Annotated in this window: 27 protein-coding genes, 3 tRNA genes and 1 pseudogene; 14 read left to right on the top strand and 17 right to left on the bottom strand. The window is 66.1% G+C overall.

Features of this window, described 5'->3' with window-relative positions; genetic code table 11:
• Positions 1–13: 13 nt before the first annotated feature.
• From hpnE to hpnC, 3 genes are read right to left on the bottom strand one after another with little or no spacing between them, the layout of a single operon-like run.
• On the bottom strand, positions 14–1,339 hold the full coding sequence (hpnE, locus tag CAL18_RS11020) for a hydroxysqualene dehydroxylase HpnE (protein ID WP_094817855.1): 1,326 nt from the start codon (positions 1,337–1,339) through the stop codon (positions 14–16).
• Positions 1,336–2,199, bottom strand: a complete 864-nt coding sequence (hpnD, locus tag CAL18_RS11015; protein ID WP_026638777.1) for a presqualene diphosphate synthase HpnD — start codon at positions 2,197–2,199, stop codon at positions 1,336–1,338. The genes hpnE and hpnD overlap by 4 nt, the downstream gene beginning before the upstream one ends.
• Before the next feature lie 55 nt (positions 2,200–2,254).
• The gene (gene hpnC, locus CAL18_RS11010; RefSeq protein ID WP_094796807.1) at positions 2,255–3,079 is read right to left on the bottom strand and encodes a squalene synthase HpnC; all 825 of its coding nucleotides are present in this window, start codon (positions 3,077–3,079) and stop codon (positions 2,255–2,257) included.
• Between the two features lie 123 nt (positions 3,080–3,202).
• Between hpnC and alr the strand changes: the two genes are divergently transcribed.
• A complete protein-coding gene (alr, locus tag CAL18_RS11005) occupies positions 3,203–4,330 on the top strand; it encodes an alanine racemase (RefSeq protein WP_094817854.1) in 1,128 nt (375 codons plus the stop codon).
• Positions 4,331–4,352: 22 nt separating this feature from the next.
• Positions 4,353–5,069: an SDR family oxidoreductase gene (locus tag CAL18_RS11000; RefSeq protein WP_026638774.1), complete on the top strand. Its 717-nt coding sequence runs from the start codon at positions 4,353–4,355 to the stop codon at positions 5,067–5,069.
• Between the two features lie 15 nt (positions 5,070–5,084).
• Here CAL18_RS11000 and CAL18_RS10995 read toward each other — a convergent pair whose 3' ends face one another.
• From CAL18_RS10995 to CAL18_RS10985, 3 genes are all read right to left on the bottom strand, one after another.
• Complete coding sequence (locus CAL18_RS10995) at positions 5,085–5,726, bottom strand: hypothetical protein (protein WP_094817853.1); 642 nt, start codon at positions 5,724–5,726, stop codon at positions 5,085–5,087.
• Positions 5,723–6,277, bottom strand: coding sequence for an RNA polymerase sigma factor (locus CAL18_RS10990; RefSeq protein WP_026638772.1), 555 nt, complete (start codon positions 6,275–6,277; stop codon positions 5,723–5,725). Before CAL18_RS10990 ends, CAL18_RS10995 begins: the two co-directional genes overlap by 4 nt.
• Before the next feature lie 172 nt (positions 6,278–6,449).
• The gene (locus CAL18_RS10985) at positions 6,450–8,171 is read right to left on the bottom strand and encodes a vWA domain-containing protein (RefSeq protein ID WP_094796804.1); all 1,722 of its coding nucleotides are present in this window, start codon (positions 8,169–8,171) and stop codon (positions 6,450–6,452) included.
• A 152-nt stretch (positions 8,172–8,323) separates the two neighbouring features.
• Between CAL18_RS10985 and radA the strand changes: the two genes are divergently transcribed.
• The 3 genes from radA to CAL18_RS10970 all read left to right on the top strand — a co-directional run bounded on the left by radA (position 8,324) and on the right by CAL18_RS10970 (position 10,921).
• Complete coding sequence (gene radA, locus CAL18_RS10980) at positions 8,324–9,691, top strand: DNA repair protein RadA (RefSeq protein WP_026638770.1); 1,368 nt, start codon at positions 8,324–8,326, stop codon at positions 9,689–9,691.
• A 56-nt stretch (positions 9,692–9,747) separates the two neighbouring features.
• Positions 9,748–10,527 carry a sulfite exporter TauE/SafE family protein gene (locus CAL18_RS10975; RefSeq protein WP_094796803.1) on the top strand — a complete coding sequence of 260 codons (780 nt, stop codon included), beginning with the start codon at positions 9,748–9,750 and terminating at the stop codon, positions 10,525–10,527.
• Positions 10,528–10,663: 136 nt separating this feature from the next.
• Entirely contained in the window at positions 10,664–10,921 is a 258-nt protein-coding gene (locus tag CAL18_RS10970; RefSeq protein WP_094817852.1) for a hypothetical protein, read from the top strand.
• Here the strand turns inward: CAL18_RS10970 and CAL18_RS10965 are convergent.
• The 6 genes from CAL18_RS10965 to radC all read right to left on the bottom strand — a co-directional run bounded on the left by CAL18_RS10965 (position 10,900) and on the right by radC (position 16,913).
• Entirely contained in the window at positions 10,900–12,309 is a 1,410-nt protein-coding gene (locus CAL18_RS10965; protein ID WP_026638768.1) for an MATE family efflux transporter, read from the bottom strand. The genes CAL18_RS10970 and CAL18_RS10965 overlap by 22 nt on opposite strands.
• Complete coding sequence (locus CAL18_RS10960; protein WP_026638767.1) at positions 12,306–14,036, bottom strand: ArnT family glycosyltransferase; 1,731 nt, start codon at positions 14,034–14,036, stop codon at positions 12,306–12,308. Before CAL18_RS10960 ends, CAL18_RS10965 begins: the two co-directional genes overlap by 4 nt.
• A 119-nt stretch (positions 14,037–14,155) precedes the next feature.
• Positions 14,156–14,422, bottom strand: a complete 267-nt coding sequence (locus CAL18_RS10955; protein WP_026638766.1) for a type B 50S ribosomal protein L31 — start codon at positions 14,420–14,422, stop codon at positions 14,156–14,158.
• A 150-nt stretch (positions 14,423–14,572) separates the two neighbouring features.
• Positions 14,573–15,421, bottom strand: a complete 849-nt coding sequence (kynA, locus tag CAL18_RS10950; RefSeq protein WP_026638765.1) for a tryptophan 2,3-dioxygenase — start codon at positions 15,419–15,421, stop codon at positions 14,573–14,575.
• Between the two features lie 76 nt (positions 15,422–15,497).
• Positions 15,498–16,127 carry an arylformamidase gene (gene kynB / locus CAL18_RS10945; RefSeq protein ID WP_094796799.1) on the bottom strand — a complete coding sequence of 210 codons (630 nt, stop codon included), beginning with the start codon at positions 16,125–16,127 and terminating at the stop codon, positions 15,498–15,500.
• A 108-nt stretch (positions 16,128–16,235) separates the two neighbouring features.
• The gene (radC, locus tag CAL18_RS10940) at positions 16,236–16,913 is read right to left on the bottom strand and encodes a RadC family protein (RefSeq protein ID WP_094817851.1); all 678 of its coding nucleotides are present in this window, start codon (positions 16,911–16,913) and stop codon (positions 16,236–16,238) included.
• A 181-nt stretch (positions 16,914–17,094) separates the two neighbouring features.
• Between radC and CAL18_RS10935 the strand changes: the two genes are divergently transcribed.
• Genes CAL18_RS10935 through maiA form a run of 3 tightly spaced genes read left to right on the top strand, consistent with a single transcriptional unit; the run spans position 17,095 to position 19,235 of the window.
• Positions 17,095–17,577 (top strand): FKBP-type peptidyl-prolyl cis-trans isomerase, encoded by a 483-nt coding sequence (locus tag CAL18_RS10935; protein ID WP_094817850.1) that lies wholly within the window; start codon positions 17,095–17,097, stop codon positions 17,575–17,577.
• Positions 17,577–18,557, top strand: coding sequence for a 4-hydroxy-3-methylbut-2-enyl diphosphate reductase (ispH, locus tag CAL18_RS10930; protein WP_094796797.1), 981 nt, complete (start codon positions 17,577–17,579; stop codon positions 18,555–18,557). Before CAL18_RS10935 ends, ispH begins: the two co-directional genes overlap by 1 nt.
• A 33-nt stretch (positions 18,558–18,590) precedes the next feature.
• The gene (gene maiA, locus CAL18_RS10925; RefSeq protein WP_094817891.1) at positions 18,591–19,235 is read left to right on the top strand and encodes a maleylacetoacetate isomerase; all 645 of its coding nucleotides are present in this window, start codon (positions 18,591–18,593) and stop codon (positions 19,233–19,235) included.
• Between the two features lie 151 nt (positions 19,236–19,386).
• Here the strand turns inward: maiA and CAL18_RS10920 are convergent.
• A tRNA-Thr gene (locus tag CAL18_RS10920) sits at positions 19,387–19,462 on the bottom strand.
• Between the two features lie 206 nt (positions 19,463–19,668).
• Here CAL18_RS10920 and CAL18_RS10915 point away from each other — a divergent pair.
• Both CAL18_RS10915 and CAL18_RS19705 read left to right on the top strand, forming a co-directional pair.
• Positions 19,669–19,744: transfer RNA gene (locus CAL18_RS10915), tRNA-Asn, on the top strand.
• Between the two features lie 125 nt (positions 19,745–19,869).
• A complete protein-coding gene (locus CAL18_RS19705; RefSeq protein ID WP_170940326.1) occupies positions 19,870–20,037 on the top strand; it encodes a hypothetical protein in 168 nt (55 codons plus the stop codon).
• Positions 20,038–20,050: 13 nt separating this feature from the next.
• On the opposite strand, the gene CAL18_RS10910 is transcribed toward CAL18_RS19705, so the two are convergent.
• Both CAL18_RS10910 and CAL18_RS19845 read right to left on the bottom strand, forming a co-directional pair.
• On the bottom strand, positions 20,051–20,464 hold the full coding sequence (locus CAL18_RS10910; protein WP_094796796.1) for a type II toxin-antitoxin system HicB family antitoxin: 414 nt from the start codon (positions 20,462–20,464) through the stop codon (positions 20,051–20,053).
• Positions 20,465–20,535: 71 nt separating this feature from the next.
• A pseudogene (locus CAL18_RS19845) lies at positions 20,536–20,649 on the bottom strand (type II toxin-antitoxin system HicA family toxin); the annotation flags it as partial.
• A gap of 338 nt (positions 20,650–20,987) precedes the next feature.
• Here CAL18_RS19845 and CAL18_RS10900 point away from each other — a divergent pair.
• Entirely contained in the window at positions 20,988–22,022 is a 1,035-nt protein-coding gene (locus CAL18_RS10900; RefSeq protein WP_170940325.1) for an acyltransferase family protein, read from the top strand.
• A gap of 46 nt (positions 22,023–22,068) precedes the next feature.
• Here CAL18_RS10900 and CAL18_RS10895 read toward each other — a convergent pair whose 3' ends face one another.
• Positions 22,069–22,404 (bottom strand): cupin domain-containing protein, encoded by a 336-nt coding sequence (locus CAL18_RS10895; protein ID WP_026638758.1) that lies wholly within the window; start codon positions 22,402–22,404, stop codon positions 22,069–22,071.
• 149 nt (positions 22,405–22,553) lie between these two features.
• Here CAL18_RS10895 and CAL18_RS10890 point away from each other — a divergent pair, with 149 nt between their 5' ends.
• On the top strand, positions 22,554–23,591 hold the full coding sequence (locus CAL18_RS10890; protein WP_094817848.1) for a CobW family GTP-binding protein: 1,038 nt from the start codon (positions 22,554–22,556) through the stop codon (positions 23,589–23,591).
• Between the two features lie 74 nt (positions 23,592–23,665).
• Complete coding sequence (locus CAL18_RS10885) at positions 23,666–24,568, top strand: LysR family transcriptional regulator (protein ID WP_094796793.1); 903 nt, start codon at positions 23,666–23,668, stop codon at positions 24,566–24,568.
• Between the two features lie 708 nt (positions 24,569–25,276).
• Here CAL18_RS10885 and CAL18_RS10880 read toward each other — a convergent pair.
• Positions 25,277–25,353, bottom strand: a tRNA-Met gene (locus tag CAL18_RS10880).
• 72 nt (positions 25,354–25,425) lie between these two features.
• Here CAL18_RS10880 and scpB point away from each other — a divergent pair.
• Positions 25,426–26,541 carry an SMC-Scp complex subunit ScpB gene (gene scpB / locus CAL18_RS10875; RefSeq protein WP_094817847.1) on the top strand — a complete coding sequence of 372 codons (1,116 nt, stop codon included), beginning with the start codon at positions 25,426–25,428 and terminating at the stop codon, positions 26,539–26,541.
• The last annotated feature ends 35 nt before the right edge of the window (positions 26,542–26,576 follow it).

The following is a 26,576-nucleotide window of genomic DNA, read 5'->3' as shown; positions in this document are numbered from 1 at the left end:
CGCGGGCGCGCCCTTAACGCCGGCGCGCCTGCAGTATCACTTGCGCGGCCTGCAGGCCGCTGCGCACTGCGCCTTCCAGCACCCCGGGATACCCGGTGTCGGTCCAGTCGCCTGCCAGGGCAAGCGTCGGCCAGGGTGTGGTGTTCAGGGGCCGGGCCAGGCCGGGCACGGCCGCGAAGGTGGCGCGTTTTTCGATGAACAGTTCGGCCGCGTCCGCGGCGGGCATCGGCGGCAGCCGTGCGGGATGGCGGGCGGCCTGCTCGGCGATCTGTGCGGTCAGGGCGGCGATGGCCGTGGCGCGGTCTGCTTCAACCAGGCTGCGCGCGGCGCTGGTCACCACGGCCAGCTCGCTGCAGGGGCCGCGCCCCGTCAGCCGCGAGCGGTCGAACAACCATTGGCCCACGTGGCCGCGGGGGCGGTCTTCGCGCAGCAGCATCATGGGCTCGGGCAATGACCAGGGCCCGGCCAGGCGCAAGTTCAGCGTGGCGATGGGCAGATAGTCAAAGGCCTGCAAGGCCTTGAGCAGCCCCGTAGAGCCCATTGCGCGCAATGCATCGCCCAGCAGCCGCGCCACGACCGACGGAGGCACCGCAAGCACGGCGGCGTCGAAACGCTCGCGGTTGACGTCCACGCCTTCGGGCAGTGGCACCAGGTGGCGCACCGTGGCGCCATAACGCATGTTGGCGCGCAGGGCCACGGCGTCGGGCCACAGGGCGGACAGGTCCACGCAGGGCAGCAGCAGGTCGCTGTCGCGGCGGCTGCCGGCAAGGCTGTCGCGCAAGGTGCGCGAATAAAGCAAGGCGCTGGCCTCGGCCGGCGGCGTATTCAGCGCCGCCAGGCACAGCGGTTCCCACATCAGGCTCACCAGGCGGGCGGGCTGGCGAAAATGCTCGAGCAACTGCGACACGGTCCAGTCGCGCGGCGGCAGCCAGTCCATGGCGCGCAGCCCCTGCATCATGCGCACCGCGTCCAGGCGTTCGCGCCAGGCCAGGCCCCGCGAAGTCAGCAGCGCGGCAAGTGCATGCCAGGGCGCCGGCAGGGTCGGCGCCGACAGCCGGAAGCTGCCGTCCAGGCTCGCCAGCCGCAGCGACCGGCGCATCAGAAGCGCGTCGGGGTTGCGGCCCACGCGGCGCATCAGGGCCAGAGTCTGGTCATATGCCCCAAGCAGGATGTGCTGGCCATTGTCGATCTGCGCGCCAAAGGCGGGATGCGCGACACGCCGGGCCCGCCCGCCCGGTGTGCGCCCCGCTTCGAATACCGTGACCTGCGCATCGGCTTCGCGCAGCGCGGCGCAGGCGGCCAGGCCGGCCCAGCCGGCGCCGATGATCGCGACCTTCATTTCGACAGGCGGCGCACCAGGCCGCGGCCTCCGCCGACCCAGGTTTTCCAGGCCAGCCACAGCTTGCGCAAGGGGGTCAGCGAAATGCGCTGATGCAGCACCTGCCAGTTGTCGCGCTCGATCTCGTCGAGCAGCGCGTGGTAGATCGCGGCCATCATCAGCCCTGGCCTTTGCGCGCGCCGGTCTGCTTCGGGCAGGCTAGTCATGGCTTCGCGGTACAGTTCGCGGGCGCGGCGGGCCTGGAACTGCATCAGCGCCGAGAAGCGGTCCGAGTACGTGCCGTTGAGAATTTCGGCCGCCTTGACATCGAACTGCTGCAGCTCGTCGATCGGCAGATAGATGCGGCCGCGCCGCGCATCGTCGCCGACGTCGCGGATGATATTGGTGAGCTGGAACGCCAGGCCCAGCTTGGTGGCGTATTCGAGCGTGCGCGGGTCGGAATAGCCGAACACCCCCGCAGACAATTCGCCGACCACGCCGGCGGCGTGCCAACAGTATTTGCGCAACGCCGGCCAATCCAGATAGCGGGTCTGGTCCAGGTCCATTTCCATGCCGGCGATAACGGCCTGCATGCGGTCGCGTTCAATGGCGCAACTGGCCAGGTGCGGCACAAGTGCGCGCATCACGGGGTGTTCGGCCTGGCCCGCGAACAGGTTGTCGACCTGCGTGCGCCACCATGCCAGCTTGATGCGCGCCACCGACGGGTCGGAACATTCGTCCACCACGTCGTCGACCTCGCGGCAGAACGCATACAGCGCGGTAATGGCGCGCCGGCGTTCGGGCGGCAGGAACAGGAACGAATAATAAAAACTCGAACCGCTCTTGGCGGCCTTTTCCTGGCAGTACTCGTCAGGCGTCATAAATTGGCGGGTATCCCATCAAATCGCTACCGTATCGGGCGCGCCGCGGCGCGGATCATATCGACCGCCACAACATGATGGCCCAGTCGCGCGCGCGCAGTTGCGGGCGGTTCATGAACACGTCGTAGCCGCAATGCTCGATGCGTTCAAGAATTCGCAGCCCGCCGTTGACCACCATGCGCAATTCCAGCCCGATGCGTCCGGGCAGCCGGCGCGCCAGCGGAGCGCCAGAGTGTAGCAGTGCGCGTGTGCGCTCGACCTGGAATGCCATCAACGCCCGCCAGGCGGGCGTAAGCCGGCAGGCTGCCAGGTCGTCTTCGGTAACGCCGTGGCGCGTCATGTCGGCGCGCGGCAGGTACACGCGCCGCTTGCGCCAGTCGATGCGCACATCTTGCCAGAAGTTCACCAGTTGCAGGCCGGTGCAGACCGCGTCCGACTGTTCGATGTTCTCGGGCGTGGCGGCCTGGAACAGGTGCAGCATCAGCCGGCCCACGGGGTTGGCGGACCTGGCGCAGTAGTCCAGCAGCTGCGGGTAGTCGTCGTAGCGGTGCACGGTGACGTCCTGCTCGAATGCCGACAGCAGGTCGAAAAACGGCGTGATGGGCAGCTGATGCCGGGCGATGGTGCGCGCCAACGGCGCGAAAATGCGCTCCAGCTCCGGCCTGGCTTCGGGCACGGTGCCGGGTTCCGCGCCGATGCGGTGCAATTCGGCGCGGAACTCGGCCAGGCGCGCAAGACGTTCGGCGTCGCTCGCATCGCCTTCGTCGGCGATGTCGTCGGCCGCCCGCGCGTACCGGTAAATGTCGGCAACGGGGCCGCGCAGCCGCGCGGGCAGCAGCAGCGACGCCACCGGGAAATTCTCGTAGTGATCGACAGCCATACAGGAAACAAGCAGCGGCCCCATGGCCACCGTACGGGTATTTTAGGGTGCTTTATCGGACGCGCCCGCGCATGGCCGGCGCCCAGCCAGATCAGTTAGACTAGGCGCCATTGGATTGTTCCCATGCCTCGTCCCATACAAGCATTCATTTCGCAGTCGGCCCTGGCCCATAACCTGGACGTGGTGCGCCGCACGCTCGACCACGCAGCGCAGGCCGCGGGGGGCAGTGCGCCCTCCATCTGGGCGGTAATCAAGGCCAATGCCTATGGCCACGGCATCGAAGCCGCGGTCGCCGGGTTCTCGGCCGCGCAAGGCCTGGCCATGCTCGATCTCTCCGAGGCCGTGCGGTGCCGCGAAGCCGGGTGGGGCGGTCCCATCCTGTTGCTCGAAGGTTTTTTCGAACCGGCCGACCTCGACATCGTCGATCGCTACCATCTTGCCGTCACGGTCCATACCCGTGAACAGTTCGACATGCTGGCGCGCGCCCGGCTGTCGCGCCGCATCGACATCATGCTCAAGCTCAATACAGGCATGAACCGCCTGGGTTTCAGCCCGGCTGCTTATGCCAGCGCGCACGCGCGCGCCCGGCAACTGCATGACCAGGGCGTGCTGGGCAGCATCGGCAAAATGACCCACTTCGCCTGCGCCGACGGTGCGCAGGGTGTGGCCGAGCAATTGCAGGCATTCAACGACGCCACGCAGGCGTTGCCCGGTCCGGTCAGCGTGTGCAATTCCGCGGCTACCCTGCGCTATCCCGAAATCGCGGTGGCCCGCGACGACCGGCCGCACTGGGTGCGGCCGGGTATCTGCCTTTATGGCGCATCGCCCTTCGCCGATGTTCCCGCCGGCAGCCTGGGCCTGCGGCCCGCCATGTCGCTGCGTTCCCAGCTCATCGGCGTGCAGCATCTGGCCGCCGGCGCCGAGGTCGGCTACGGCGCCATCTTCCGTGCCGACCGCCCCATGCGGGTCGGCGTGGTGGCCTGCGGATATGCCGACGGTTATCCGCGTCATGCGCCCACCGGCACGCCCGTGGTGGTGGGCGGCGTGCGCACTCGGCTGGTGGGGCGCGTGTCCATGGATATGCTCATGGTCGACCTGGATCCGGTTCCGGCGGCAGAGGTCGGCACGCCGGTGTCGCTATGGGGCCAGGACGGCCCTGCGGTCGATGAAGTCGCCGCGGCCGCCGGCACCATCGGATACGAACTGCTGTGCGCGTTGGCCCCGCGGGTGCCCGTTACCCACGGCCCGTGATCACTTCCAAGCGAGGAATCCCATGAAAGACAAATGCGTGCTGATTACCGGCGCCACCAAAGGCATCGGCTGGGCGCTTACCCAGCGATTGGCCGACCTCGGCTGTCATGTCGTGGGCATTGCGCGCAATACCGACCACGTCGATTTTCCCGGCTATCTGTATGGTTGCGACCTTGCCGACGCGGGCCGCACCGAAGAAGTGCTGCGCGAAATCCGCGAAAAATTCCCGGTCGATGCCGTGGTGAACAATGTGGGCATCGTGCGGCCCCAACCGTTGGGCGAAATCGACCTGGCTTCGCTCTATCACGTCATGGATCTGAACGTGCGCGTGGCCGTGCAGGTCACGCAGGCCTTCGTCGAATCCATGAAAGTGCGGCGCACCGGCCGCATCGTCAATGTGTCCAGCCGCGTCATCCATGGCGGCCACGAGCGCACCAGCTACGCCGCCGCCAAAAGCGCCCTGATAGGCTGCACGCGCACCTGGGCGCTCGAACTCGCGGAATATGGCGTCACCGTCAACGCCGTGGCCCCGGGGCCTATCGAAACCGAACTGTTCCGCGTGGCGCAGCCGGCCGGCAGCGACGCCGAAAAACGCGCGGTGGCGTCCATTCCCATGAAACGCCTGGGCACCCCCGCCGAGGTCGCCGCGGCCATTGCCTTTCTGTTGTCCGACGACGCAGGCTTCATCACCGGCCAGGTGCTGGGCATAGACGGGGGCGGCAGCCTGGCAGGCCGCTAGCAAAGCCCGGGCGGCTTATTGCTCGGCTTGCCCAAGCAGCGGCTGCAGGTCGGCGGGTAGCGCCAGCGCGGGGTGCGCGTCGTGCAACGCCCGGGCGGCGCGCGTGGCGGCCTCCTTTTCCCCGCTTTTCAGCAAGGCCCGTATGTGTTCGATGCGTGCCTCGATCTGGGCCTGCGCACTGGCCGCATCCGGGCTTGCCGTATCCGCGCTGCGCGCCTGCATGCTGGGTTCGCGATCCGCGCGCTCGATCGACGGCCGCGCCTCGGCGGGCCGGGGCGCCTGCGCATACCCTTGCGCTGCCGGCGGCGCAAGCTGACGCATCCTTGCCGGCGCGGCCGGCGCGGGTGCGGGTGCGGCGGACGGCGGCGGGGCATTGGCCACCTGGGCATCGTGCATCACGGCAGGGTCGCGGTCGTCCGGATCCACCAGCAGGAACAGGCTGGCGGTCAGCACGATGGACGCCGCCACTCCCCAGCCCGGATGCCAGAGCCGGCGTTGGCGCTGCGCCCGGCGGTCGGCCGCCAGCGCCCCCGCGGCTTGCTCGCGCACGGCCGCATCCACTTCGCGTGCGGGCTCGGTGCGCGGCAGACTGCGATACAGGGCCCGCAGGTCCAGGTCGTCATCTTCGTCGTGCGGGGGGCGGGAATGGGCCGTCATGGGCTCAGGGCCTTGCGGATGTGCTGCGTGGCATAGCGCAGGCGCGATTTGACTGTCTCGCGCGGGGCGCCGGTCACGTTGGCGATTTCGTCCAGACTCAGGTCATGCTCCAGGCGCAGCAGTATGGCGTGGCGCTGTTCATCGGGCAGTTGTTCGATGGCCAGTTGCAGCCGCCGGCGCATCTGGAAATCCGACAGTTGCTGTTCCGGCTGTTCGTGCTCGGCGACGGCCAGTGCGGCCAGCGCCGTTTCGGTTTCCTGGGGGCTGGCGTGCGCCGGCTGCCGCCGATGGGCGTCGATAATCAGATTATGCGCGATCTGCAGCAGCCAGGTGGTAAATCGGGCGCGCGGTTCCCAACGGGATCGGGCGTGGATCACGCGGCTCCAGGTTTCCTGGAAAATATCGTCCGCCTGCTGCGGATTGCGGGTGCTGCGCAGAATATAGCGGTACAGCCCCGCCCGGTGGCGGGCATACAGCGTGTCGAACGCGGCCATGTTGCCGGCGCCATAGGCCTGCATCAGGGTTTCGTCGTCGGCGCCGGGGATGTCCATGGCGGCCGAGTGTATCCGTTCGGCCGCGTGGCTGCATCCACGCGGCCGTATCCACGGGGGCCGTATCCACGCGGCCGTATCCACGGGGGCCGTATCCACGGCGGCCGTATCCACGGGGGCCGCCGCCGGCATCGCCATTGGGGTTCCCCGTGCGTGCACACTGCCGCCGGTTTCACGGCACGGCCGGCGCGCCCAGGCCCGCGGCCAGATCCACCAAGGCGGCCAGCTCGGTATTGATGCCGTGCGCATCGTCGCCGCGCGCGCGCCGCGCCAGCGCTTCGATCTGCCCCGGGGTATAGCCATCCAGGTATTTGCCGCCGCGCAGCCACTGTGCAAAAGCCGCCGCCGCGGCGGCGCGCTGCATGGCTGCCGAGCCGGCTTGCCGCGCTTGCGAGGCCGCGACGGCGTGCTCCAGTAGTTGGCTGTCGGCGGAACCAGGCAACTTGTAGCGCAGGCGCACAAAGGCCAGCTCGTCATGCCCCTGTGTGCCGATGTGTGGCGCCTGGCCATAGCGCAACGGGTCGAGCCGCGCACCCGGCGCGCCGACAGGCGTAATTTCGTACAGCGCGGTCACCGACGCTCCGGCGCCGACGTCGCCCGCATCCACGCGGTCATTGTTGAAGTCCTCGCGCGCCAGGGCGCGTTTTTCGTAACCGATCAGGCGGTACTCGGCCACCAGGGCCGGGTTGAATTCAACCTGGATCTTCACGTCGCGCGCAATCGTCAACAAGGTCGACGTCACTTCCCTGGCGAGCACGCGCTGCGCTTCGCGCAGGCTATCCAGGTAATGGTAGCTGCCGTCGCCCACGTCGGCCAGTTGCATGGCCAGCGCGTCGTTGAAGTTGCCGCCCCCGACGCCCAGCGTGGTCAGCGCGATGCCATTCTGCCGGTGCCGGGCAATGCGTTCCTTCAGGGTTTCGAGGTCCGTCGTGCCCACGTTGAAGTCGCCATCGCTGGCCAGCAGGATGCGGTTGACGCCTTCGGGCACATAGGCTTTGGCCGCCTGCGCATAGGCAAGGTCCAGTCCGGCCGCGCCGTTGGTGCCTCCCGCTGCCCGCAGACTGTCGATGGCGGCCAGGATGCGGGCCTGCTGGTCCCCCGGCGTCGATTCCAGGGTCGTCGATGCCTGGCCGGCGTAGGTCACGATGGCCACCCGGTCCTGGGGGCGCAGCTGCTTGACCAGTTGCCTCAGCGCGGCCTTGAGCAGCGGCAGCTTGTCGCGGTCGGCCATGGAGCCCGAGGTGTCGATCAGGAACACCAGGTTGGCCGCCGGAATGTCGCGCGGCGCTACCTCGTAGCCCTGAACGCCGATCTGCAGCAGTTGGCGCTGGGGGTTCCAGGGCGCGGCAGCCAGTTCGGTATGGATGTGAAACGGCCGCTGCGGCGAATCCGGTACGGCGTATCCATAGTCGAAATAGTTGATGAATTCTTCGGCGCGCACAGCGTGCGCGGGCGGCAGCCGGCCTTCGTTGAGGATGCGCCGCACGTTGGTGTACGAGCCGGTGTCCACATCCACGCCAAACGTCGAGACGGGCTGTTCCCGGGCGATCACTACGGGGTTGTCGCGATAGCGCTGGTAGTTTTCCCTGTCTACTGCGGGGGGGAGCGCCATGTCGGCAATGCTCGTGCGGCGCAGGCCATCGAGCGGGGCCGGTTCGGCGTGCGCCCGTGGGGCATACTGGTGTGCGGGCGCGGCCAACGTGGCCTGCGGCGCAGGCGCGGCAGGCGCGCGCGCGCTGTCGGCCGCCAACCGCGCCGTTTCCCGGGCGCGATCGGTGGGCGCGGACGTTGCCGGTTGCGTCGCGCGATCAGTGGGCGGGGGCGAGCATGCCGCCAGCAGAGCGGCGGACACGGCGGTGCACAGCAGGCGGGCAGGGGCGGTTCGGCTTTTCATGCGGGTTCCTGTTCAAGTGGGCCTGTACGGTTAAACGCCGCAGCCGAGCATTCGGGGTCAAGGCCCGGCGCCAATGTTGCAAGCAAAGGTATCCGCGCGCGGGCAGCGCACATTTGCAGCAGGCGTGCCGCCATGCCGGTAAACTTGCGCACATGGCCAAGCCTCGTACCGTTTATGTCTGTGCCGAATGCGGCGGCACCAGCCCCAAGTGGCAGGGAAAATGCCCGCATTGCTCCGCCTGGAACACGCTGCAGGAAACCGTCGAGGCCAGCGGCCCCGCCGCCGCCTCGCACCGATACGCCCCATTGGCCAGTTCCAGCCCGGTGCGCAGCCTGGCCGACATCGAAGCCCGCGAAACCCCGCGGCAGCCCACCGGGCTGGATGAGTTCGACCGCGTCCTGGGCGGCGGCCTGGTTGCCGGCGCCGTGGTGCTGATCGGCGGCGACCCCGGCATCGGCAAATCCACCTTGCTGTTGCAGGCCTTGGCAACCATGTCCGCGCACAGCAACGTGCTGTACGTCACCGGCGAAGAATCCGCCGAACAGGTTGCGCTGCGCGCACGCCGGCTGGGCCTGCAAACCGGCAACGTCAACCTGCTGGCAGAAATCCGTCTCGAAGCCATCCAGGCCGCAGTCTCCGAACAGAAGCCGGTGGTCGCCGTCATCGACTCGATCCAGACCCTGTACAGCGGCGAGCTTACCGCCGCGCCGGGCTCGGTGTCGCAGGTGCGCGAATGCGCCGCGCAATTGACCCGCCTGGCCAAGCAGACGGGCATCGCCATCGTCATGATCGGCCACGTCACCAAAGACGGCGCGCTGGCAGGCCCCCGCGTGCTCGAACACATCGTCGACACCGTCCTGTACTTCGAAGGCGACACTCATTCGTCGTTTCGGCTGGTCCGCGCCTTCAAGAACCGCTTCGGGGCCGTCAACGAACTGGGCGTCTTCGCCATGACCGACCGCGGGTTGCGCGGCGTGGCCAATCCCTCCGCGCTGTTCTTGTCGCAGCACGAGCAGCAGGTGGCGGGCTCCTGCGTCATGGCCACCCAAGAAGGCACGCGGCCGCTGCTGGTCGAGATCCAGGCGCTGGTCGACAGTTCCCATGCGCCCAATCCCAAGCGTCTCACCGTGGGCCTGGAGGGCAACCGGCTGGCGATGCTGCTGGCCGTGCTGCACCGGCACGCCGGCGTGTCCACCTACGATCAGGATGTGTTCGTCAATGCCGTCGGCGGGGTGCGCATCACGGAGCCGGCCGCCGATCTGCCGGTCCTGCTGGCCATCATGTCGTCATTGCGCGACAAGCCGCTGCCGCGTGGATTGATCGCCTTCGGCGAAGTGGGTCTGGCCGGCGAGATCCGCCCGGCGCCGCGCGGCCAGGAACGGCTGCGCGAAGCCGCCAAGCTGGGGTTCAACGTTGCGCTGATACCCAAGGCCAACGCTCCCCGGCAAGGCATCGAAGGGCTCGAAATCTGGGCCGTCGACCGTCTCGATGCCGCCCTGGAAAAGCTGCGCTCCGTCTAGCCGCCGATGCTGTCCTGACCGCGCCGTACCATGACCAATTCAAAAAAGGACCCGGCATGAGCCTGTGGATCATCGCGGGCATCTGCCTGGCCTGCGGGGCGTTGATCGGATTTCTGGGCGGCGTGCTGGGCATCGGCGGCGGCATGATCGCCATTCCCGCACTGGCGCTGCTGCTCGATATGCCCCAGCAACTGGCGCAAGGCACGGCCATGATCATGGTGTTGCCCACGATCATGATGGCCGTGCGCAAGTACAACCAGCAATCCCGCATCGACCGGCCCGTCGCACTGGCGGGCGCCCTGGGCGCGGTCTTGTCCACCTGGGTGGGCGCGCGGCTGGCGCTGGGCATACCCTCGGGCACATTGCGTCTGGGCTTTGCGGTATTTCTGTTCTTCGTGGCCGTGTTCTACGTCTACCGGCTCGTGCGCCGCCAGGGCCCGGCCGCGCAGCGCAGGGCCGGGCAGGGCCACGCCCCCGCGTTCACGCGCACCCGCGCTGCGCTGCTGGGCGCTGCCAGCGGGATACTGGGGGGCTTCTTCGGCGTGGGCGGCGCCGTGATGGCGGTACCCATCCTGACGACGGTATTCCGGCAGTCGCAGACCACGGCGCAGGCGCTGGCGCTTACCATGGTGATACCGGGTTCCATGGTTGCGCTGACCACCTATAGCGTGGCCGGCCAGGCCGACTGGCGCATCGGCTTGCCCCTGGCCGTAGGCAGCCTGCTGTTTGTGCCCATGGGCGTGCGCATCGCCTATCGGCTGCCCGAACGCCGGCTGCGCGCCTGCTTCGCCGCGATGCTGTTTGTCACGGTGCTGCTCTTGATACTCGAATCCTGAAACTGGCGCCCCGCCGGCCAGCGAATATTGACGATCCGTTAGCGCACGCAAAACTTTCCTGCGCGCCGCGAACCGGCCGCTTCATTTGCGCTCCAATACTGCCGGGCAATCCGCCCGGTTGTTTCAGGAGGCACTCATGACTACACCCGCTCGTATCGCCGCGTTCTTGTCCACATCGGCGCTATGCCTGGGGCTGGCCGGTGGCCCAGCCTATGGCAGTGAGCGTGGCGCCGATGCCGATCGCGAATCCCGCACACTGTCGCGCGACCGCGACGCTTCCGCGCGCGGCGCCGCGTCCGGCGTCCTTGCCGATTCCAAGTCCAATCGCCCAACGGCCGGGGCAGGGGGCGGGCAAAACCTGTCCGCGCCGGATCAGCGGGCCCGCGAACGATAGTCGCGCACGATCTTCCAGTACCAGGCGTGCAGCAGAATGGTGGAAAGGCCCAGGCCGATCATGGCCATCAGCCACATCGTGCCCGCACCCAGCGGCGAATCCGGAATCACAATGCGCCGCAGCCAGTCCAACCCGCCGCGGCCCGGCCCGAAGCCCAGCCACCAGCCGCCCAGCAAGCCCACGCCGGCCAGCGCCACGATCTGCAGCAGCAATGGCACCACCGCAACCTTGTACGCGCGCAGCACATACGAATTGATGCACTGCATCGAGTCGCACAAGTGGAACAGCGGAATCATCACCAGCAACGACCCGGCCACGGCGGCCACCTTGGCGTCGTCGGTATAGGCGGCCAGGATCAGTTCGCGCCCGGCCAGTAGCCCGGCCGCGGTAAGCAGCGCGCCCAGCAGGCCCAGCGCCATGCCAGCCATGCCGGTTCGTTGCGCCGCGACAGGCTGCCCGGCGCCGATGGCCTGCGCGGTAAGCGATGCCGTCGCCACGCCCAGGGCCATGGGCATCATGTAGCACAGGGCTGCCAGGTTCGACATGATCTGGTGGCCGCCGCTGACATAGGTGCCTTCGCGTGCCACCAGCAAGGCCATGAACGTGAAGGCCGACACTTCCACCAGGTACGATCCGCCCATCGGGACGCCCAGTCGCAGCAGTTCTTTCTGCGCGGGCCAGGCTGGCCGTCCCAGGGTCAGTCCGAAACGGCGGAAGTAGCGGTTGTGCGTCACGAACCACAGGCCCACGCCCAGGCTCATCCACGACACGATGGCCGTTGACAGGCCGGCGCCGGTCGCGCCCAGCGCCGGCAGCCCCAGGTTGCCGTAGATCAGCACCCAATTGAAAAACGCCTTCAAGCCCACGCCGGCCAGGTTGATGGTCATCACCACCTTGGGACGCGATACCGCCGTTCCCAGCGCGTATATCGTGCGAAACACCAGAGCGGCCGGCAGGGCCAGCGCCAATGCCCGCAGGTAGCCCGTCACGCGCTCGCGCACTTCGGGCGCCACATCGCCCGACAGCGACAGCCAGCCATCGGGAAACATCATCAGCACGGCGCCGGCCAATGCCAGGCCCAGCGCCATCCACACTCCCTGGCCCCAGGTGCGGCCTACATCGGCCAGACGGCCCGCGCCAAAGTGCTGCGCCAGAATGGGAATCAGCGCATGCACCACGCCCATCAGTCCCACGAAAATGGTGATGTAGACGGACATCGATAATGACATCGCGGCCAGGTCGGCCGCGCTGGCATGCCCTGTCATGGCCGTGTCGAGCACGCCAAAGGCAATGCCGGCCCATTGGCTGATCAGCACGGGCCAGGCCTGCCTGACGATGCCTCGCATCGTGGCGCCGAACCCGCTTTCAGTAGCGGGAGAAGACGTCATTGCGAAGGTGCGATACGCAGCAGGCGGAAGATTTCGTGCCGGTCGGCGCGGCGGCCGCCGCGCCACAGTTCTTGCGCGCCTTCGCTATAGGCTGCATTGCCGTCGCGCAGCCGTTCGCGCGAGGTCTGTTGCAGCACCAGCGGGCACTTCGAGTCGTAGCTCAGCGTCAGGTTGTCGAAAATCAGCAGCGACGCACGCTGGCCGCTGCCCACGCTCAGGCCGCGCACGCATTCGCCGGGTTTGCGGTATTGGGCCAGCGCCGCGGCCAGCTCGCCCGACACCGTGCGATAGCTGCGGGCATAGTCCACGGCGGGCTGCCACAGCAACACCAGCAGGATCCATGTCGCCGTCAGGCCGCTGGCCGACAGTACCGTGCCGCGCCACAGCGCCACCGGCTGCGAACGCAGCCGCCACACCACCACGACCACCCACGCGGCCGTCACCACCAGCGCCAGGGCGAAGGCCATCCATGAAATTGCCGGCTCGTATCCGGTTGTCTGGCGCGCGATGTTGCGGGCGATCTGGGCGGGCCAGCCAAAATGCAGGGCCACCCAGCCCAGCCATGCGGTGGCTACGGTAAGCGAAAAACACATCACCGCGAACCAGTCCAGCGTATTGACGACGCCGCGCCGCAAGGTGGGCAGTGAAAAGGCCGCCAGCACCGAGCCGGGCACAGCCAGCAGAATGAACTCCGCGTCGGTCGGTTCTTCCAGGAAGAACAGCATCACCGCCGCAAACACGGCCAGTGACAGCGGCAGCCAGATATGCGGCGCGAACAGCCAGTCGCGCCACCGCCACAGGGCCAACACCGCCAGCGGCCAGGTGGGCCACAAATACCAGGGAAGATCGCGCAGGGTGCGGCCGGTATCGGCCAGGCTCGGCCAGGAGAACGATGCCAGGTTCCAGGTTTTCCAGTTGCTGATCCAGTATTCGCTATGTTGCGTGGCGGGTATCCACCAAGCCAGGATCAGCGCTGCCGCCACTCCGGCGGCCAGCGGCAGCCAGCGGCGCCTTTGCCACAGCACGCTGCGCGGCACGAACGCCAGGGCGGTGCCCAGCATGATGGGCAGGGCGCCTACCCAACCCCGAGTCAGGAAACTTGCGGCAAGTGCCACGCCCAATGTCACCGCGCCGGATGCGGGGCGGTCCACCGTGCGCGCCAGCGAATAAAAAGCCAGCGCCTGCCACGCCATGATGGCGGGCACCACAGAGGTCTCGTGGGTGCGTTGCAAAATGCCGACCGTGGCGATCAGCAGCAGCAGGGCGGCGTCCGCCAGCATGCGCCCGTAGTCGCGTGGCGGCGGCTCGCCGCCAAACGGCAGCGCCAGCGGCTGGGCCTCGGCGCGGCGCCCCAGCAGATAGGTGCCGTACCATACGCTGACGGTGGCGATGCCGAACCACAGCAGATTCGGCAGACGCCCGGCCGGTATATCGCCGATCAGCGGCCCGAACAGCCACATGCACAGGGCGCCTGCCCAGGTGATCAGCGGCCCTTCTTCGGCGAAGGCCAGTTCCCCTACCTGCGGCAGCAGCCAGGTAGTGCCGCCTTCGCGTATCGCCGTGATCATGGTGGCCAGGCCGACGGCGTCGTCGGTCTTCCACGGATCGCGCATGAAGAGGCCGGCCAGGATATAGGCGAGCGATAGCCCCAGCAGCACCAGACGGGGCAACTTGGCGGTGGCTGAACTGGTCAGTCGGGCCGGGGTTGAGCGCGTTATGGGAGACACGTGGCTAATGTAACCGAGCAGGCTCGGGCCGGTGGCCCGCAAACGGGGAAGGATCGAGTTCGCGTGGAAAAAAAAGCAGCCCTAGGGCTGCTTTTTCCTGCGCCTCGGCGAGGAGCAGTTTACGACGCGGATTTGATTGCGCCGGCGGTGCGAGCGAACCTGGCGCGGAATTTCTCGACGCGGCCGGTTTCGACGATGCGGGTCTGCGCCCCGGTGTAGAAGGGGTGCGATTCCGACGTAACGTCGCACTTGAACAACGGGTAGGTCTTGCCGTCGAGTTCGATGGTTTCGCGCGTGTTGATGGTGGAGCGCGTCACGAACTTGTTGCCCGTTTGCACGTCCATGAACACCACTTCGCGGTATTCGGGGTGAATGCCTTCTTTCATGATGAATTCCGGTTCTTCCGGTCTGGCCGGAGGTTTGCGGGTCGCCAGCCGAACGGATCGCCTTGTCATAAGGTCGCCCGACAGCCACGTATCCAGGAAGTAACCCCGCATTCTAGCACGATTTCCCGTGCTGACCAGCGGGCGGACGCGCTACAAATCCGTGCGCAGCGCCCAGATTTCCGGAAACAGCACGATGTCGAGCATCTTGCGCAGGTATGCGACCCCCGATGTGCCGCCGGTGCCGCGCTTGAATCCGATAATGCGTTCCACCGTGGTGACGTGGCGGAAACGCCACAGCCGGAAAGCGTCTTCCAGGTCGGTGAGTTTTTCCCCCAGTTGGTACAGGTCCCAGTAGCGGTCAGGCTGGCGGTACACCGTGAGCCAGGCCGCCTCGACGGCGGCGTCGGCCTGGTAGGGCCGGGACCAGTCGCGCTGCAGGTGGCTGGCCGGCACGGGCAAGCCATGGCGCGCCAGCAGTCGCAATGATTCGTCGTACAGCGAGGGCGCCTCGTAGGCCGCGCGCACCGCGGCCAGCAAGTCGGGCCGGTGCTCGTGGGGCTTGAGCATGGCGGCGTTCTTGTTGCCCAGCAGGAACTCGATCTGGCGGTACTGGTAGCTCTGGAAGCCGCTGGATCTTGCCAGGTATGGGCGCAGGGCCGAGTATTCGGGCGGCGTCATGGTGGCCAGCACGTCCCAGGCGTGCACCAGTTGCTCCATGATCTTGCTGACGCGCGCGAGCATCTTGAAGGCCGGCGGCAGGCGGTCCTGGGTAACGTGCTCGATGGCGGCGCGCAGTTCATGCAGCATCAGCTTCATCCAGAGTTCGCTGGTCTGGTGCTGCACGATGAACAGCAGTTCGTTGTGCTCGGGCGACAGCGGATGTTGCGCGCCCAGCAGCTCATCCAGATGCAGATAGTCGCCATAGGTCATGTCCTGGGCGTAGTCGAGCTGGGCCTGTTCGTCGCGGACGATGTCTTCGGGGCGTTGTGGCGTATTCATCAAAGGCCTGCCTGATCGGGAACGCCGCCGTGGTGCGGCGGCATTTCCCTGGTGATGGTTCATGGTAACGGGCGAATCAGCCCAGTTCGCGCAGCACCGCGCGCACCGGACTGGCATCGGCCTGGGCCAGCGCCAGCGGAAGGGCGATGAGTTCGTAGTCGCCTTCGGCAACGTCATCGAGCAGCAGGTTTTCCAGCACGCGCATATCGCGCCGCAAGATGACGTGGTGGCTGTCCAGGGTCTTGCTGGACGCGGGGTCGATGCTGGGCGTGTCCAGCCCGATCAGCATCACGCCGCGTTCGGCCAGCCAGTCGATGGTGTGTGGCGCGTAGGCCGCGAAATCATCTGTCCACCAGTGAACCGCCGCATGTTCGGCGGTGCGCACCAGTACGCGCGGCGGCAGGTCGGCGGCCGCATGTTCCAGGTGTTCGGGCCGGATCAGCGGGCCGCAGTCCAGGGCATGGATGACCCGACAGGGCCCCAGGTAGGGTTCCAGCGGCACGGCCCCGATAGCCGCGGCCCCGTTGCGGTAGTGCAATGGAGCATCGGCGTGCGCGCCGATATGCGGCGACATCCGGATTTCGCTGACATTGACCGGACAGTCGCCGCCCAGCGACCATGTCCAGCGTTGCTGGTAAGCGGTATCGCCCGGAAAAACCGGAGAGTCGGGCGATACCGGAGGAGAAATGTCCCACAGGCGCTTCATCGATTCTCGTCCGGGCGTGCTCTGGATCGTTGGAACTTGCAGTCTAACGAAATTGCCGGCGCGCCGCTGCACCGGCGCCGACGGATTGGTTCGCGGCCTGCCATGCCGCTAAAGCAGGCCCGCTTCAGCCATGGACACCGTCGTGTCGCCGGCCACGATCAGGTGGTCCACAAGGCGGATGTCCACCAGCGCCAGCGCCTGTTTCAGGCGCTGGCTGAATTCACGGTCGGCCTGGCTGGGTCGCGCCGCGCCGGATGGATGGTTGTGCGCCAGTATCAGGGCCGCGGCATGGTGCCGCAAGGCTTCCCGCACCACTTCCCGCGGATACACCGAAGCCTGCGCCAGGGTGCCCCGGGCGAGCTCGCCGCTGGCGATCAGGTTGAGCTGGCTATCAAGATACAGCGCCATGCAGTGCTCCACGTCGCGGTGCGAGAGCGCCGTGCGGAAATAGCGCTTGACCTGCCCCGGGTCTGACATATTGTGCTGGCGCATCAATTGTTCTTCGGTGGCCCGCCGCGCAAGTTCCAGGATGGCCGCCAGCACGCCGGCCTTGGCAGCCCCCAGGCCCCGCTGCGACATCAATTCCTGGGGCGTGGCGCCGAACAGGCCGCGCAGCCCGCCATAGTGTTGCAAGAGCAGGTCGCCCATGTCGACCGCGGTGTGGCCCCGCGTGCCGGTACGCAGGGCCAGCGCCAGCAGTTCGGCGTCGCGCAGCGCCTGGGGTCCCAGGCGCAGCAGGCGTTCGCGGGGGCGCTCGTGCGGGGCAAGGTCGCGGGGCAGGGGCATGGGGGCACGCAAAGGAATCGGGGCCCGTCACTATGCCGCGCTCCCGGGGCGCAGGGTGCGCGTATGTCCATTTTGGTCCACGCGTAGTTCTACGCTGGCTCCGCCAAGGCCGGCGCTGGGCCGACATTTGCCAAGACGTTCTAAAATCAGGGTTTACGCCACTTTTTCCACGGTGACCACCTTGAGCAGTACCCCCGCCGCCGATCAGGCCGTACCCACAGTTCGGGCCGATTCCTACCTTACCTTGCACTATCGCATCGCGCTGGCGTCCGGCCCTGCCCAGGACACCGTATTCGCCGATACCTTCGATGGCCGGCCCGGCACCCTGCAAATGGGGCAGGGGCAATGGGCGCCGGGTCTCGAAACCGCGCTGCTCGGCCGCTCCGAAGGCCAGCGCTTCAGCGTCACGCTGTCGCCCGCCCAGGCCTATGGCGAACGCAATCCCGACCTCATCCAGAAGGTCACCCGCGCCATGCTGGCCGAACACGCCGGCGCCGACGCCACGTTCGAACCCGGCGATCTCGTCGAGTTCACCGCGCCCAACGGCGCGCGCTATTCGGGCGTGCTAAAGCAGCTCGATCCCGATTGGGCATTGTTCGATTTCAACCATCCACTGGCGGGCACGGCGCTGCGCGTCGATGTCCACATCCTGGGGGTCTTGTAATGAACCGACCGGTCACCGCGGCCGACGCCGAAGTCGTCCTGGCGCAGCCGCGCGGCTTCTGTGCCGGCGTCGACCGCGCCATCGACATCGTCGAGCGCGCGCTCGAACTGCATGGGGCGCCCATCTATGTGCGCCACGAAATCGTCCACAACCGCTATGTGGTCGAAGACCTGCGCGCCAAGGGCGCCATCTTCATCGACGAGCTCGATCAGGCGCCTGCGGGCGCCATCGTGGTGTTCTCTGCGCACGGCGTGTCCAAGGCGGTGCGCCAGGAAGCCGATTCGCGCGGGCTGCAGGTGTTCGACGCCACGTGCCCGCTGGTCACCAAAGTGCACATCGAAGTCGCCCGCATGCGCGCCGCCGGGCGTGAAATCATCATGATCGGTCACAAGGGGCATCCCGAAGTCGAAGGCACGCTGGGGCAGGCGCAGGGCGGCATGTACCTGGTCGAAACCGTCGAAGACGTGGCGGGGCTGCAGGTGTCCGACCCCGGCAACCTGGCTTTCGTCACGCAGACCACGCTGTCGGTCGACGACGCCGCTGCGGTGTCGGCCGCGCTGCGCGCGCGCTTTCCGGGCATTGTCGAACCCAAGAAAAGCGATATCTGCTACGCCACGCAAAACCGCCAGGACGCTGTCAAGGTGCTGGCGCCCCAATGCGATCTCGTGCTGGTCGTGGGCAGCCCCAATAGCTCCAACTCCAACCGCTTGCGCGAAGTCGCCGAACGCATAGGTACCGATGCCTTCCTGGTCGATGGCGCCGATGCCATCGATCCCGCGTGGCTCGTCGGTCGCCAGCGCATCGGCATCACCGCGGGCGCGTCGGCGCCCGAAGTGCTCGTAGAGCAAGTCGTGCAGCGCCTGAAAGAGCTGGGCGCCGTGTCGGTGCGCACCATGCCGGGCCTGGAAGAAAACGTGGCGTTCCCCTTGCCCAAGGGGCTGTCGCGCAAGGCAGCGCCAGACGCCGCCGAACCACGCTAGCGCCCGCCGCCACCACAAAAGGAGGACGACATGATGCAGTTATATAGCTACTTTCGTAGTTCGGCCGCCTACCGCGTTCGAATCGCCCTCAACATCAAGGGTATCGCGTACGAATACCTGGGCGTGCACCTGCTGAAAGACGGGGGGCAGCAGCTGTCCGACGGTTACCGCGCGCTCAACCCTTCCGCATTGGTTCCAACCCTGGTCGACGCAGACGTCACCCTGGGCCAGTCGCTGGCCATCATCGAATACCTGGACGAAACCCACCCGCAACCGCCGTTGCTGCCAGCCGACGCCGCCGGCCGCGCCCGGGTGCGGGCCATTGCCCAGGCCATCGCTTGCGACACCCACCCGCTTAACAACCTGCGCGTGCTCAAGTACCTCAAGCGCAATCTGCAGGTCAGCGACGACGCCAAGAACGAGTGGTACCGACAATGGGTGGGACTGGGGCTGGCCGCGGTGGAATCCATGCTGGCCGATTCTTCAAGCACTGGCCGTTATTGTCATGGCGATACCCCCGGCCTGGCCGACGCGTGCCTGGTCCCGCAGGTATACAACGCACGTCGCTTCGATTGCGATCTGTCGGCGTTTCCCACGGTTGTGCGCATCGACGAAGCCTGCCGCGAATTGCCGGCGTTCGACCTCGCCCAACCCGAAAAGCAGCCCGACTTCGAATAGTCGGCGCCTTTCACGGGCGCATAGTGCCGCGGCCCGCCGTTGCAGCTCGCCCGGCTGCTGTGCCATCAGACATTGCGCATCGGCAACGTCCATTCCGCCCGGGCTCAGGCAACAAAAAAGGGCAGCCCTGGGCTGCCCTTTCAAATAATTCTGGTGCCGGCAAGAGGAGTCGAACCCCCGACCTTCGCATTACGAATGCGCTGCTCTACCAACTGAGCTATGCCGGCTTGCTTCGTGCGCGATGCGCCTTCCGCCCAACGCCACGCACCGTGTGCGCCGCGTCGAAAGACCGAGATCATATCAGAGAATTTCTTGGCGCGCATGTTCGGGGTAACGAAAACAATCCCGGAACGCGTGGCGCGCTCTGTTCTGCGTTCACTTGCATTGCCCAAAAATTTCCTTCATAATCTCACTTCTTTAGCGCAGTTGCAGTTCCCCGATAGCTCAGTCGGTAGAGCGACGGACTGTTAATCCGCAGGTCGCAGGTTCGAGCCCTGCTCGGGGAGCCAAAAACCGCTAAAGAAAACAGTCAAACCGCCCCTGAGGCGGTTTTTCTTTTTGTGCGTCATGTTGGGGCACGGCCGGGTACGAAGTCGAATTCGCGCTACTCGAATACGAAGCGCTTGCCGACGCCATGCGCACCATGCACGGCAAGGCGCTGTTGAGCCTCAATGACCACCCAAAGATGCGAGAGGTGTTCGCCGGCTTTCCGGTGCACTCCCTGAGTATCCGCCACATCGTGAGCGGGGGCGCTGGCGTGCCGCGGCGTGAGATGCTGGTGCAGAGTTGGCAGGCACCGTGAAGCCGCCATTGTGCTACGCCATGGAAACTTCCAGCCGCCGGCCCAGCCGCTGTACGGCGGCCTCTACAGCCTCGATCTTCGAGGCGTGAGCCAAGTCCAGCAGCCGGTCCACCTGCGGCATGTGAACGCCCAGTCGGCGCGCCAGTTCGGCTTTCCTGATGCCTTGGTTGACCATCTCGTTCGACAGCAGAACCTTCGCGGTAACAAGGGCTCCGAGCGTGACGCTCCCATCGCCCACGGCAGCGGGCATAGGAATAGGGCGGCGTGCGTCGACATACATTTGTAGGGCAGCTTCCAGGCCCTCGAACGCCTCGCGTGCCGCGTCTTGGTCGCGCTCTGTCACGGCCGCTGCTTCCGGTACGTCCGGGAATGAAATCAGCAGCGTGCCGTTATCGTCGGGCGCCAAGGTGTAGCAGTAGGTCAACATGCCGTTTCCTCATTGTGTGCGGGGCGGTAGAGATACAGCGGAAGGAGGCGGCCCTTTTGGGCCACCTCGTCTCACTTCAGGCCCAGGTCTTTCTCGATCTTGCTCACCAGTCCAGTACCGATTTCTTTGCTGCCGTGGTCTGGGAAAACTGTCATTCGATCACCTAGGGTTGCTTTGTAGTGGCTGCTTCCTGATTTGTGGGGGTAGCGTCACCCCTGCTTCAGCAACCACCGCCTGAACTCGCTGTATTTCATTACCTTCCCTGCGTGGTTTCGATAAGTAGCTATACAATATTAAAGTTTGTAAACAAAACAAAAATGTTTTGATCTTGGGCAACGCCAGTTTCTTTTTTGCAGCGGTTTTTCTTCTGCGGCGCTTTGCTCAATGCCCGTTCCGATGCATTGCGCTGGCTGTTCCTGGGCGGGGCAGCTACCGCGCGCAATGAAGTATCGCGGCCTTGCTGCTCTAGAATACGGCCTTTCGCGCGGCGACAGAGGCGGCCATGGGGGCACCGGCAAGGATATTGGGTTTCGATTTTCTGCGAGGCATCCTTGCCATCGGGGTGATGGTTTACCACTACCTGGCATGGAGCAAGACGGCGAATCTCTATAACCTGGGCACCTATGGCGTATACGCCTTCTTCGTGCTCAGCGGCGCCAGCATGTACGTGGCCTATTCAGCCCGTATGGATCGGCTGCACGATCTCGTTCCCTATCTGGTCAATCGCATCTTCCGCATATTCCCGCTTCTGCTGGCCATCGGTATCGTTGTGCCGCTATTGCGTTGGCTGGCGCGGCTGGCGAGCGGCAGGAGTGTGAGTCTCGACGTGCCGCTTTCTACCATCCTGGGGTCGCTGCCAACCTTTGGCGTTACCCAGCCGGGCGCGGTGGGCATTGCGACGGGCGCCTGGTCTCTTGGGATCGAGTTCGTGTTCTACGCGATCTTCCCGTTGCTGCTGGCAGTGTTTCGTTCAGGGTGGGGCGCCGCGCTCGTCTGTAGCCTGGTTTTCCTGGTGGCGCAGGTAGCTTTCGTGAACATGGTCCTGGCGCAGGGCACGTTCTCGGAAAACTGGGTGTCGTACACGCAGTACGGTTCGTTCGGGTTCTATTTCGCTTTCGGCATGCTGATTGGCAAGTATGTGGATGCGGGCGGAGCAAGCCCCGGCAAAACCGGCGTGATCTTCCTGTTTGTATCCGGTCTGGCCGTGCTGGCGATGTCATCGGGCGCGACAAGAACGGATGCGCTGACAGGATTTACCGGCATATCGTTGCTGGCGCTGGTGTGTTGCGTGACTGCGGTGTCGGCTTATCTGCCGCTGGTCGGAGCATGGGCCAGAATCGCTCATACGCTGGGCGTCCTCAGCTATCCGGTGTACCTGCTGCATCCGGTCGTCTGGCACGTGGTGGGAAAGCGTGACGCTTTTGGCATGGTCACGGCCGGTGTGGCCACGTTCGCGCTCAGCTGGCTGTCCTGGCGGCTGTTGGAACAGCCCGCAATCCGATTGGGCAAACGCCTGAATCTCAGGCTGTCCGCGCCTATGCGCAGCGAGCCGGTGTAGGCGGCTGGGCGCGTCGTGCGGGCGGCAAGCCGGCAAACCGCCCCGATCAGCTCCGGTCCAGGAACAGCGTCACGAGTACCGAACAATCCTCAAGCGCGACAACGCTGTGCTCCACGCCCGGCGCCAGGTATACCAGCGTATCCGGTTCCATGCGCCGCGCCGTGCCGTGCGCGCGCAGTTCCAGCGCTCCCTCCAGGCATTGCACGGTGATGGCGCTGTGCTCGATATCGTGCGGAGGCAGCGATTCGCCGGCCGGCAGGTTCAGGCGCAGCACTTCCAGCTGGTCAGCGCGTACCAAAGCCTGCGAGGGGGTATTCTTGATGGCTGCGCCCAATGGGCGGATATCGATGAGTTCGCCCGAGCGGGCATGATGCAATGCCATGTGTACCCTCCTAGGTTTTTGTGTAATGGATAAAGCCGACGCCGCCATCGCGGCACGGCTGCCGTCTGCAAATTCCATTCCGCAGCCATATTACGCCGGCCTGTCGGCCGCCGGGCATGTGATCGCGCTGCCTTGCGAGGCGCACCTCCGTGTCTGAACAGCCCGCCGCTCCACGTATCGATCGCCGCATCGGGGTCACTGTGCTCACCGGTTTTCTGGGTAGCGGCAAGACCACGTTGTTGAATCGCCTGGTCAAGGATCCCGCATACGCCGACACGGCGGTCATCATCAACGAATTCGGAACGATCGGCGTCGACCACCATCTGGTGCGGCATGCCGATGCGCGTATCGTGGCGCTGGAGGGCGGCTGCATCTGTTGTACCGTCAATGGCGATCTGGTCCATGCCTTGCGCGACCTCTTCATGATGGCGCTGCGGCGGCAGATAAAACCGTTACGCCGCGTGTTGATCGAAACGACGGGCCTGGCTTCTCCCGCGCCGATTCTGTTCACTTTGCGGCACGAGCCGTTTCTTGCGGAACGATACGTCCACGCCGGCACGCTTGCGGTGGTGGATGCCAGCCATATCGCGCGCCAGCTTCTGGATCAGCCGGAAGCCGCCCAACAGGTCGCGTTGGCGGACCTGGTCGTTTGCGCCAAGCCGGATCTGGTTGACCAGGATGCGCTGTCCCATGCGCTGGACGCCGTCGCGCAGGTGCATCCCGGCGTGGCCATGTGCGTGCAGTGGCCCGATGCCGCGCTGGATCGCCGGCTGGCGCCTGGCGAACCGCTGCCCTTGCGCGTGGCAGGGGGCTCGTGGAGCGTCGGACTGGCGGGCCTGGCCGGGTTGAGCGGCGGGTCCCGTCATCCCCGGGTCAGCCAGGTCGTAATCGATTTGCCGCACGTCCTCAGCCGCGCCGCCTTCCTGACCGGCATGGCGCAAGTCCAGCAGGTGCATCACCAGGGGTTGCTGCGCATCAAGGGCGTGATCGGCTTCGCGGGCGAGTCTGTGCCGTGCGCGGTGCACGGCGTGCATCGCGACCTGTATCCGCCCGAGCCGCTTGCAGGCTGGCCTGCGGGCCTGGCGCAATCGCGCCTGGTGTGCATCGTGCGCGACCTCGATCCCGGCGTCTTGCAGGCTTCGCTGCGGCAGGCGTTGCGCCAACCGCCTGGCGCCAGCGCACATTAAGACAACAAAGTTAAGTCGGCGCGCAACCCGAAATACGGTATAAAGCCTGCACCGCCGCCAGAAAAGAGACAATCATGGACCGCCTGAAAGCCATGCAGGTGTTCGTCGAGGTCGTCGATCGCGGCAGTCTGTCCGCCGCGGCGCAGCATCTCGATATGTCACGGGCCATGGTGTCCCGCTACCTGGCCGAGCTCGAAGAATGGGTGGGGGCCCGGCTGCTGCACCGTACCACTCGCCGGCTCAGCCTTACCCCCGCGGGTTCCGATGCCTTGCCTCGCTGTCGCAGCATGCTCGACCTTGCAGGAGAAATCCGCCATGCCGCGACCTCTCCGGACACCGAGCCGCGCGGCGAGCTGCGCATCACCGCCAGCCTATCGTTCGGCGTGGTGCAGCTCAGCAGTGCAATGGCGGACTTCGTTGCCCGGTACCCGGGCGCCTCGGTTCACCTGCAGCTGATCGATCGCATCGTCAATCTGGTCGAAGAGCGAGTCGATCTGGCGGTGCGCATCACCAATGAACTCGATCCCAATCTCATCGCGCGCAAACTGGCGCCTTGCCGGTCGGTGGTGTGCGCCGCGCCCTCGTACTTGAGCGCGCATGGCGCGCCGGCGCGGCCGGAAGACCTGGCCAGGCACAATTGCCTTACCCATTCGCACTATGGCAAGAGTCTGTGGCGGTTCCAGCGCGATGGGTCGTGGATCGATGTGCCGGTCAGTGGAAACATCACGGCCAACGACGTCATATTGCTGGCGCGCACGGCAGTGCAGGGCAGTGGTATCGCGCTGCTGCCTACGTACCTGGTGGGCGACGATATAGCCTCCGGGCGGCTGGTGCCGCTGCTTGCCCAGACTCCCCCCGAGGAACTCGGCATCTATGGCGTATATGCGTCGCGCCGGCAGATGCCGCTGGTGCTGCGGGCCATGCTCGACTTCCTGGCCGAGCGCTTCGGGCCCACGCCCTGGGACGCGCCGGCGTAGGCGCAGCGCGCGGGCAAGGCATCGCAGTGCTTTGTCGCCACCGGCATTGTAGGTATAATCAACTGACTGTCTTCATGAAGACCAACGTCGTCCCATCCGGCGCTGCCCACAGGCAGCCATGGCGCCAGGGCATTCAATGCCACGCTAGCACGACGGGGCGCGCGCAACACCGCAGCGGCTGGCGCCGTCGCGGATCTTCCGGCCAGCGGTTCCGCCCAGGCGGTTTCAAGGTTTGCCGAAGTTGTTGTGGTGCGGGTTGGCAGGCCGCCTATGCGCCGGCCGTTCATGGGGGCGGCATGGTCGTCCCATACGTCTAAGAATTGTCGGCTCAGCGTTGCCGCAAGCCAGCCTGCTTATTTCGGGCTGGGCGCGGTTATTGTTCGGGGCAAGGGGTTTTCCGCATCTTCGTCCTCTGCCCTGGCGCCAGGCGGTTCAGGTTCATTTTTATAAGCATTGGCCGCATCGGCGGCGCTGCGCACTGATAAGCGCGGCATCGTACGGGTTCAGGTTGCCAGCCAGCTGGCGCCGCCCTCGTGCCGTTCTGGCAGGAACACTGTGAACATTAAGCAAGTCCGCATTTCGGCATGCTCCGCTTCCATCATTGGGTTGGGCGGTCGGTGGTGCGCGGGCGGGCGTGGCATTCGCGGTGGCTGCCAGGCGCGACGCCCAGCAAAAAGGCCCGGCGTTGAGCCGGGCCTTCGGAAAGCTTGGTTGCGGGGGCAGGATTTGAACCTACGACCTTCGGGTTATGAGCCCGACGAGCTGCCAGACTGCTCCACCCCGCGTCTGAAGAGAAAGATTTTATCTTTTTTGAATCCGTGACGCAAATTCGCCCATTAATAACCGACTGATAATCAATGAACGATAGCGAGGCAATATGCGTGCTGGAAGTTGCGCTGCTATGCGCGAGCCAGCCGATGCAACTGGCCGAAATGCGCAAGCTGTTCGGCGATGACCCGGAATTCGACAATGACCGGCTGCGGGCATTGTTGCAGGCGCTGCAGCAGCAATGGGCCGAGCGCGGCATGGATCTGGTGCAGCTGGCCTCGGGGTGGCGCTTCCAGAGCCGGCCGCACATGCAGCGTTATCTGGAACGCCTCAATCCCGAAAAGCCGCCAAAGTATTCTCGTGCCGTCATGGAAACGCTGGCCATCGTGGCCTGGCGCCAACCCGTCACTCGCGGCGATATCGAAGACATCCGGGGCGTGACAGTGTCGTCCCAGATCGTCAAGACCCTCGAAGATCGCGGCTGGATAGAAGTGATCGGCCATCGCGACGCGCCGGGCCGGCCCGCGTTGTTCGGCACCACGCGCCAGTTTCTCGACGATCTGGGTTTGCGTGCGCTCGACGAGCTGCCGCCGCTGGACACCGCGCAGGCGGCCGCAGCCCTCGAAGGCCTGGATCTGGGAGGGTCGGAAGTCACGCTTTCGCCTTCTGCCCAGACGCCGGACGGCCAGCCCCAGGACGGCCAGGCGCTGGCGGATGGCCCCGACGCAGGCAGCACAGTGGCGGCTGCCCCGACCGCGGACGGCCCCGCGGCGGGCGATCCCGTGGCGGGCGATCCCGCGGCGGGCGATCCTGCGGCGGGCGTCTCGTCCGCCGACGTGCCAGACATCCCGCCGCCCATGTCGGACCAGGTGCCTCAACCCGGCAAACACCCTGAAGTGCCGCAGCCTGACAATCAACCCGAGATCGCGCCGGCAACCAGCCAGCCCGAAATCACGCCGGTGGACCCCCAGCCCGAGATCGAGCCTCCCGCGCCGGGGCCCGACGTACATCCCCCGGCGCCCGAGCCCGAAGTCGAACCTCCGACGCCCGAACCCGAGGTCGACCCTCAAGATCCCGAACCCGAGGTCCCGCCTCGGGAATCGGGGCCCGACGTGCCGCCGTCCGCTCCCCAGCCGCTGGCGCCCGAGGCCCCCTCAACACCTGATGAAGACCGGTCTGCCCAGGGCGGGCTGGTGCAAGCTTGAAATCTGGAGCTGTCTCTGTGACAACGAATACAACG

Origin of the sequence: Bordetella genomosp. 7, from assembly GCF_002261415.1 — a bacterium.
Classification (GTDB): domain Bacteria; phylum Pseudomonadota; class Gammaproteobacteria; order Burkholderiales; family Burkholderiaceae_B; genus Bordetella_A.
Note: the sequence above shows the minus strand (reverse complement) of the source record. Positions and strands in the feature narration are given on the sequence as shown.

Bases quoted from the DNA above. Each gene is read 5' to 3' on its own strand.
- scpB (WP_094817847.1), top strand. From the start codon at position 25,426: ATGAACGATAGCGAGGCAATATGCGTGCTGGAAGTTGCGCTGCTATGC.
- CAL18_RS11000 (WP_026638774.1), top strand. From the start codon at position 4,353: ATGAAAGACAAATGCGTGCTGATTACCGGCGCCACCAAAGGCATCGGC.
- CAL18_RS10895 (WP_026638758.1), bottom strand. From the start codon at position 22,404: ATGGCATTGCATCATGCCCGCTCGGGCGAACTCATCGATATCCGCCCA.
- radC (WP_094817851.1), bottom strand. From the start codon at position 16,913: ATGCCCCTGCCCCGCGACCTTGCCCCGCACGAGCGCCCCCGCGAACGC.
- CAL18_RS10990 (WP_026638772.1), bottom strand. From the start codon at position 6,277: ATGGACATCCCCGGCGCCGACGACGAAACCCTGATGCAGGCCTATGGC.
- hpnD (WP_026638777.1), bottom strand. From the start codon at position 2,199: ATGACGCCTGACGAGTACTGCCAGGAAAAGGCCGCCAAGAGCGGTTCG.
- maiA (WP_094817891.1), top strand. From the start codon at position 18,591: ATGCAGTTATATAGCTACTTTCGTAGTTCGGCCGCCTACCGCGTTCGA.
- CAL18_RS10955 (WP_026638766.1), bottom strand. From the start codon at position 14,422: ATGAAAGAAGGCATTCACCCCGAATACCGCGAAGTGGTGTTCATGGAC.
- CAL18_RS19705 (WP_170940326.1), top strand. From the start codon at position 19,870: ATGCGCACCATGCACGGCAAGGCGCTGTTGAGCCTCAATGACCACCCA.
- CAL18_RS10965 (WP_026638768.1), bottom strand. From the start codon at position 12,309: ATGACGTCTTCTCCCGCTACTGAAAGCGGGTTCGGCGCCACGATGCGA.
- CAL18_RS10970 (WP_094817852.1), top strand. From the start codon at position 10,664: ATGACTACACCCGCTCGTATCGCCGCGTTCTTGTCCACATCGGCGCTA.
- CAL18_RS10985 (WP_094796804.1), bottom strand. From the start codon at position 8,171: ATGAAAAGCCGAACCGCCCCTGCCCGCCTGCTGTGCACCGCCGTGTCC.
- kynB (WP_094796799.1), bottom strand. From the start codon at position 16,127: ATGAAGCGCCTGTGGGACATTTCTCCTCCGGTATCGCCCGACTCTCCG.
- CAL18_RS10885 (WP_094796793.1), top strand. From the start codon at position 23,666: ATGGACCGCCTGAAAGCCATGCAGGTGTTCGTCGAGGTCGTCGATCGC.
- radA (WP_026638770.1), top strand. From the start codon at position 8,324: ATGGCCAAGCCTCGTACCGTTTATGTCTGTGCCGAATGCGGCGGCACC.
- hpnE (WP_094817855.1), bottom strand. From the start codon at position 1,339: ATGAAGGTCGCGATCATCGGCGCCGGCTGGGCCGGCCTGGCCGCCTGC.
- CAL18_RS10995 (WP_094817853.1), bottom strand. From the start codon at position 5,726: ATGACGGCCCATTCCCGCCCCCCGCACGACGAAGATGACGACCTGGAC.
- kynA (WP_026638765.1), bottom strand. From the start codon at position 15,421: ATGAATACGCCACAACGCCCCGAAGACATCGTCCGCGACGAACAGGCC.
- CAL18_RS10910 (WP_094796796.1), bottom strand. From the start codon at position 20,464: ATGTTGACCTACTGCTACACCTTGGCGCCCGACGATAACGGCACGCTG.
- hpnC (WP_094796807.1), bottom strand. From the start codon at position 3,079: ATGGCTGTCGATCACTACGAGAATTTCCCGGTGGCGTCGCTGCTGCTG.
- ispH (WP_094796797.1), top strand. From the start codon at position 17,577: ATGAACCGACCGGTCACCGCGGCCGACGCCGAAGTCGTCCTGGCGCAG.
- alr (WP_094817854.1), top strand. From the start codon at position 3,203: ATGCCTCGTCCCATACAAGCATTCATTTCGCAGTCGGCCCTGGCCCAT.
- CAL18_RS10975 (WP_094796803.1), top strand. From the start codon at position 9,748: ATGAGCCTGTGGATCATCGCGGGCATCTGCCTGGCCTGCGGGGCGTTG.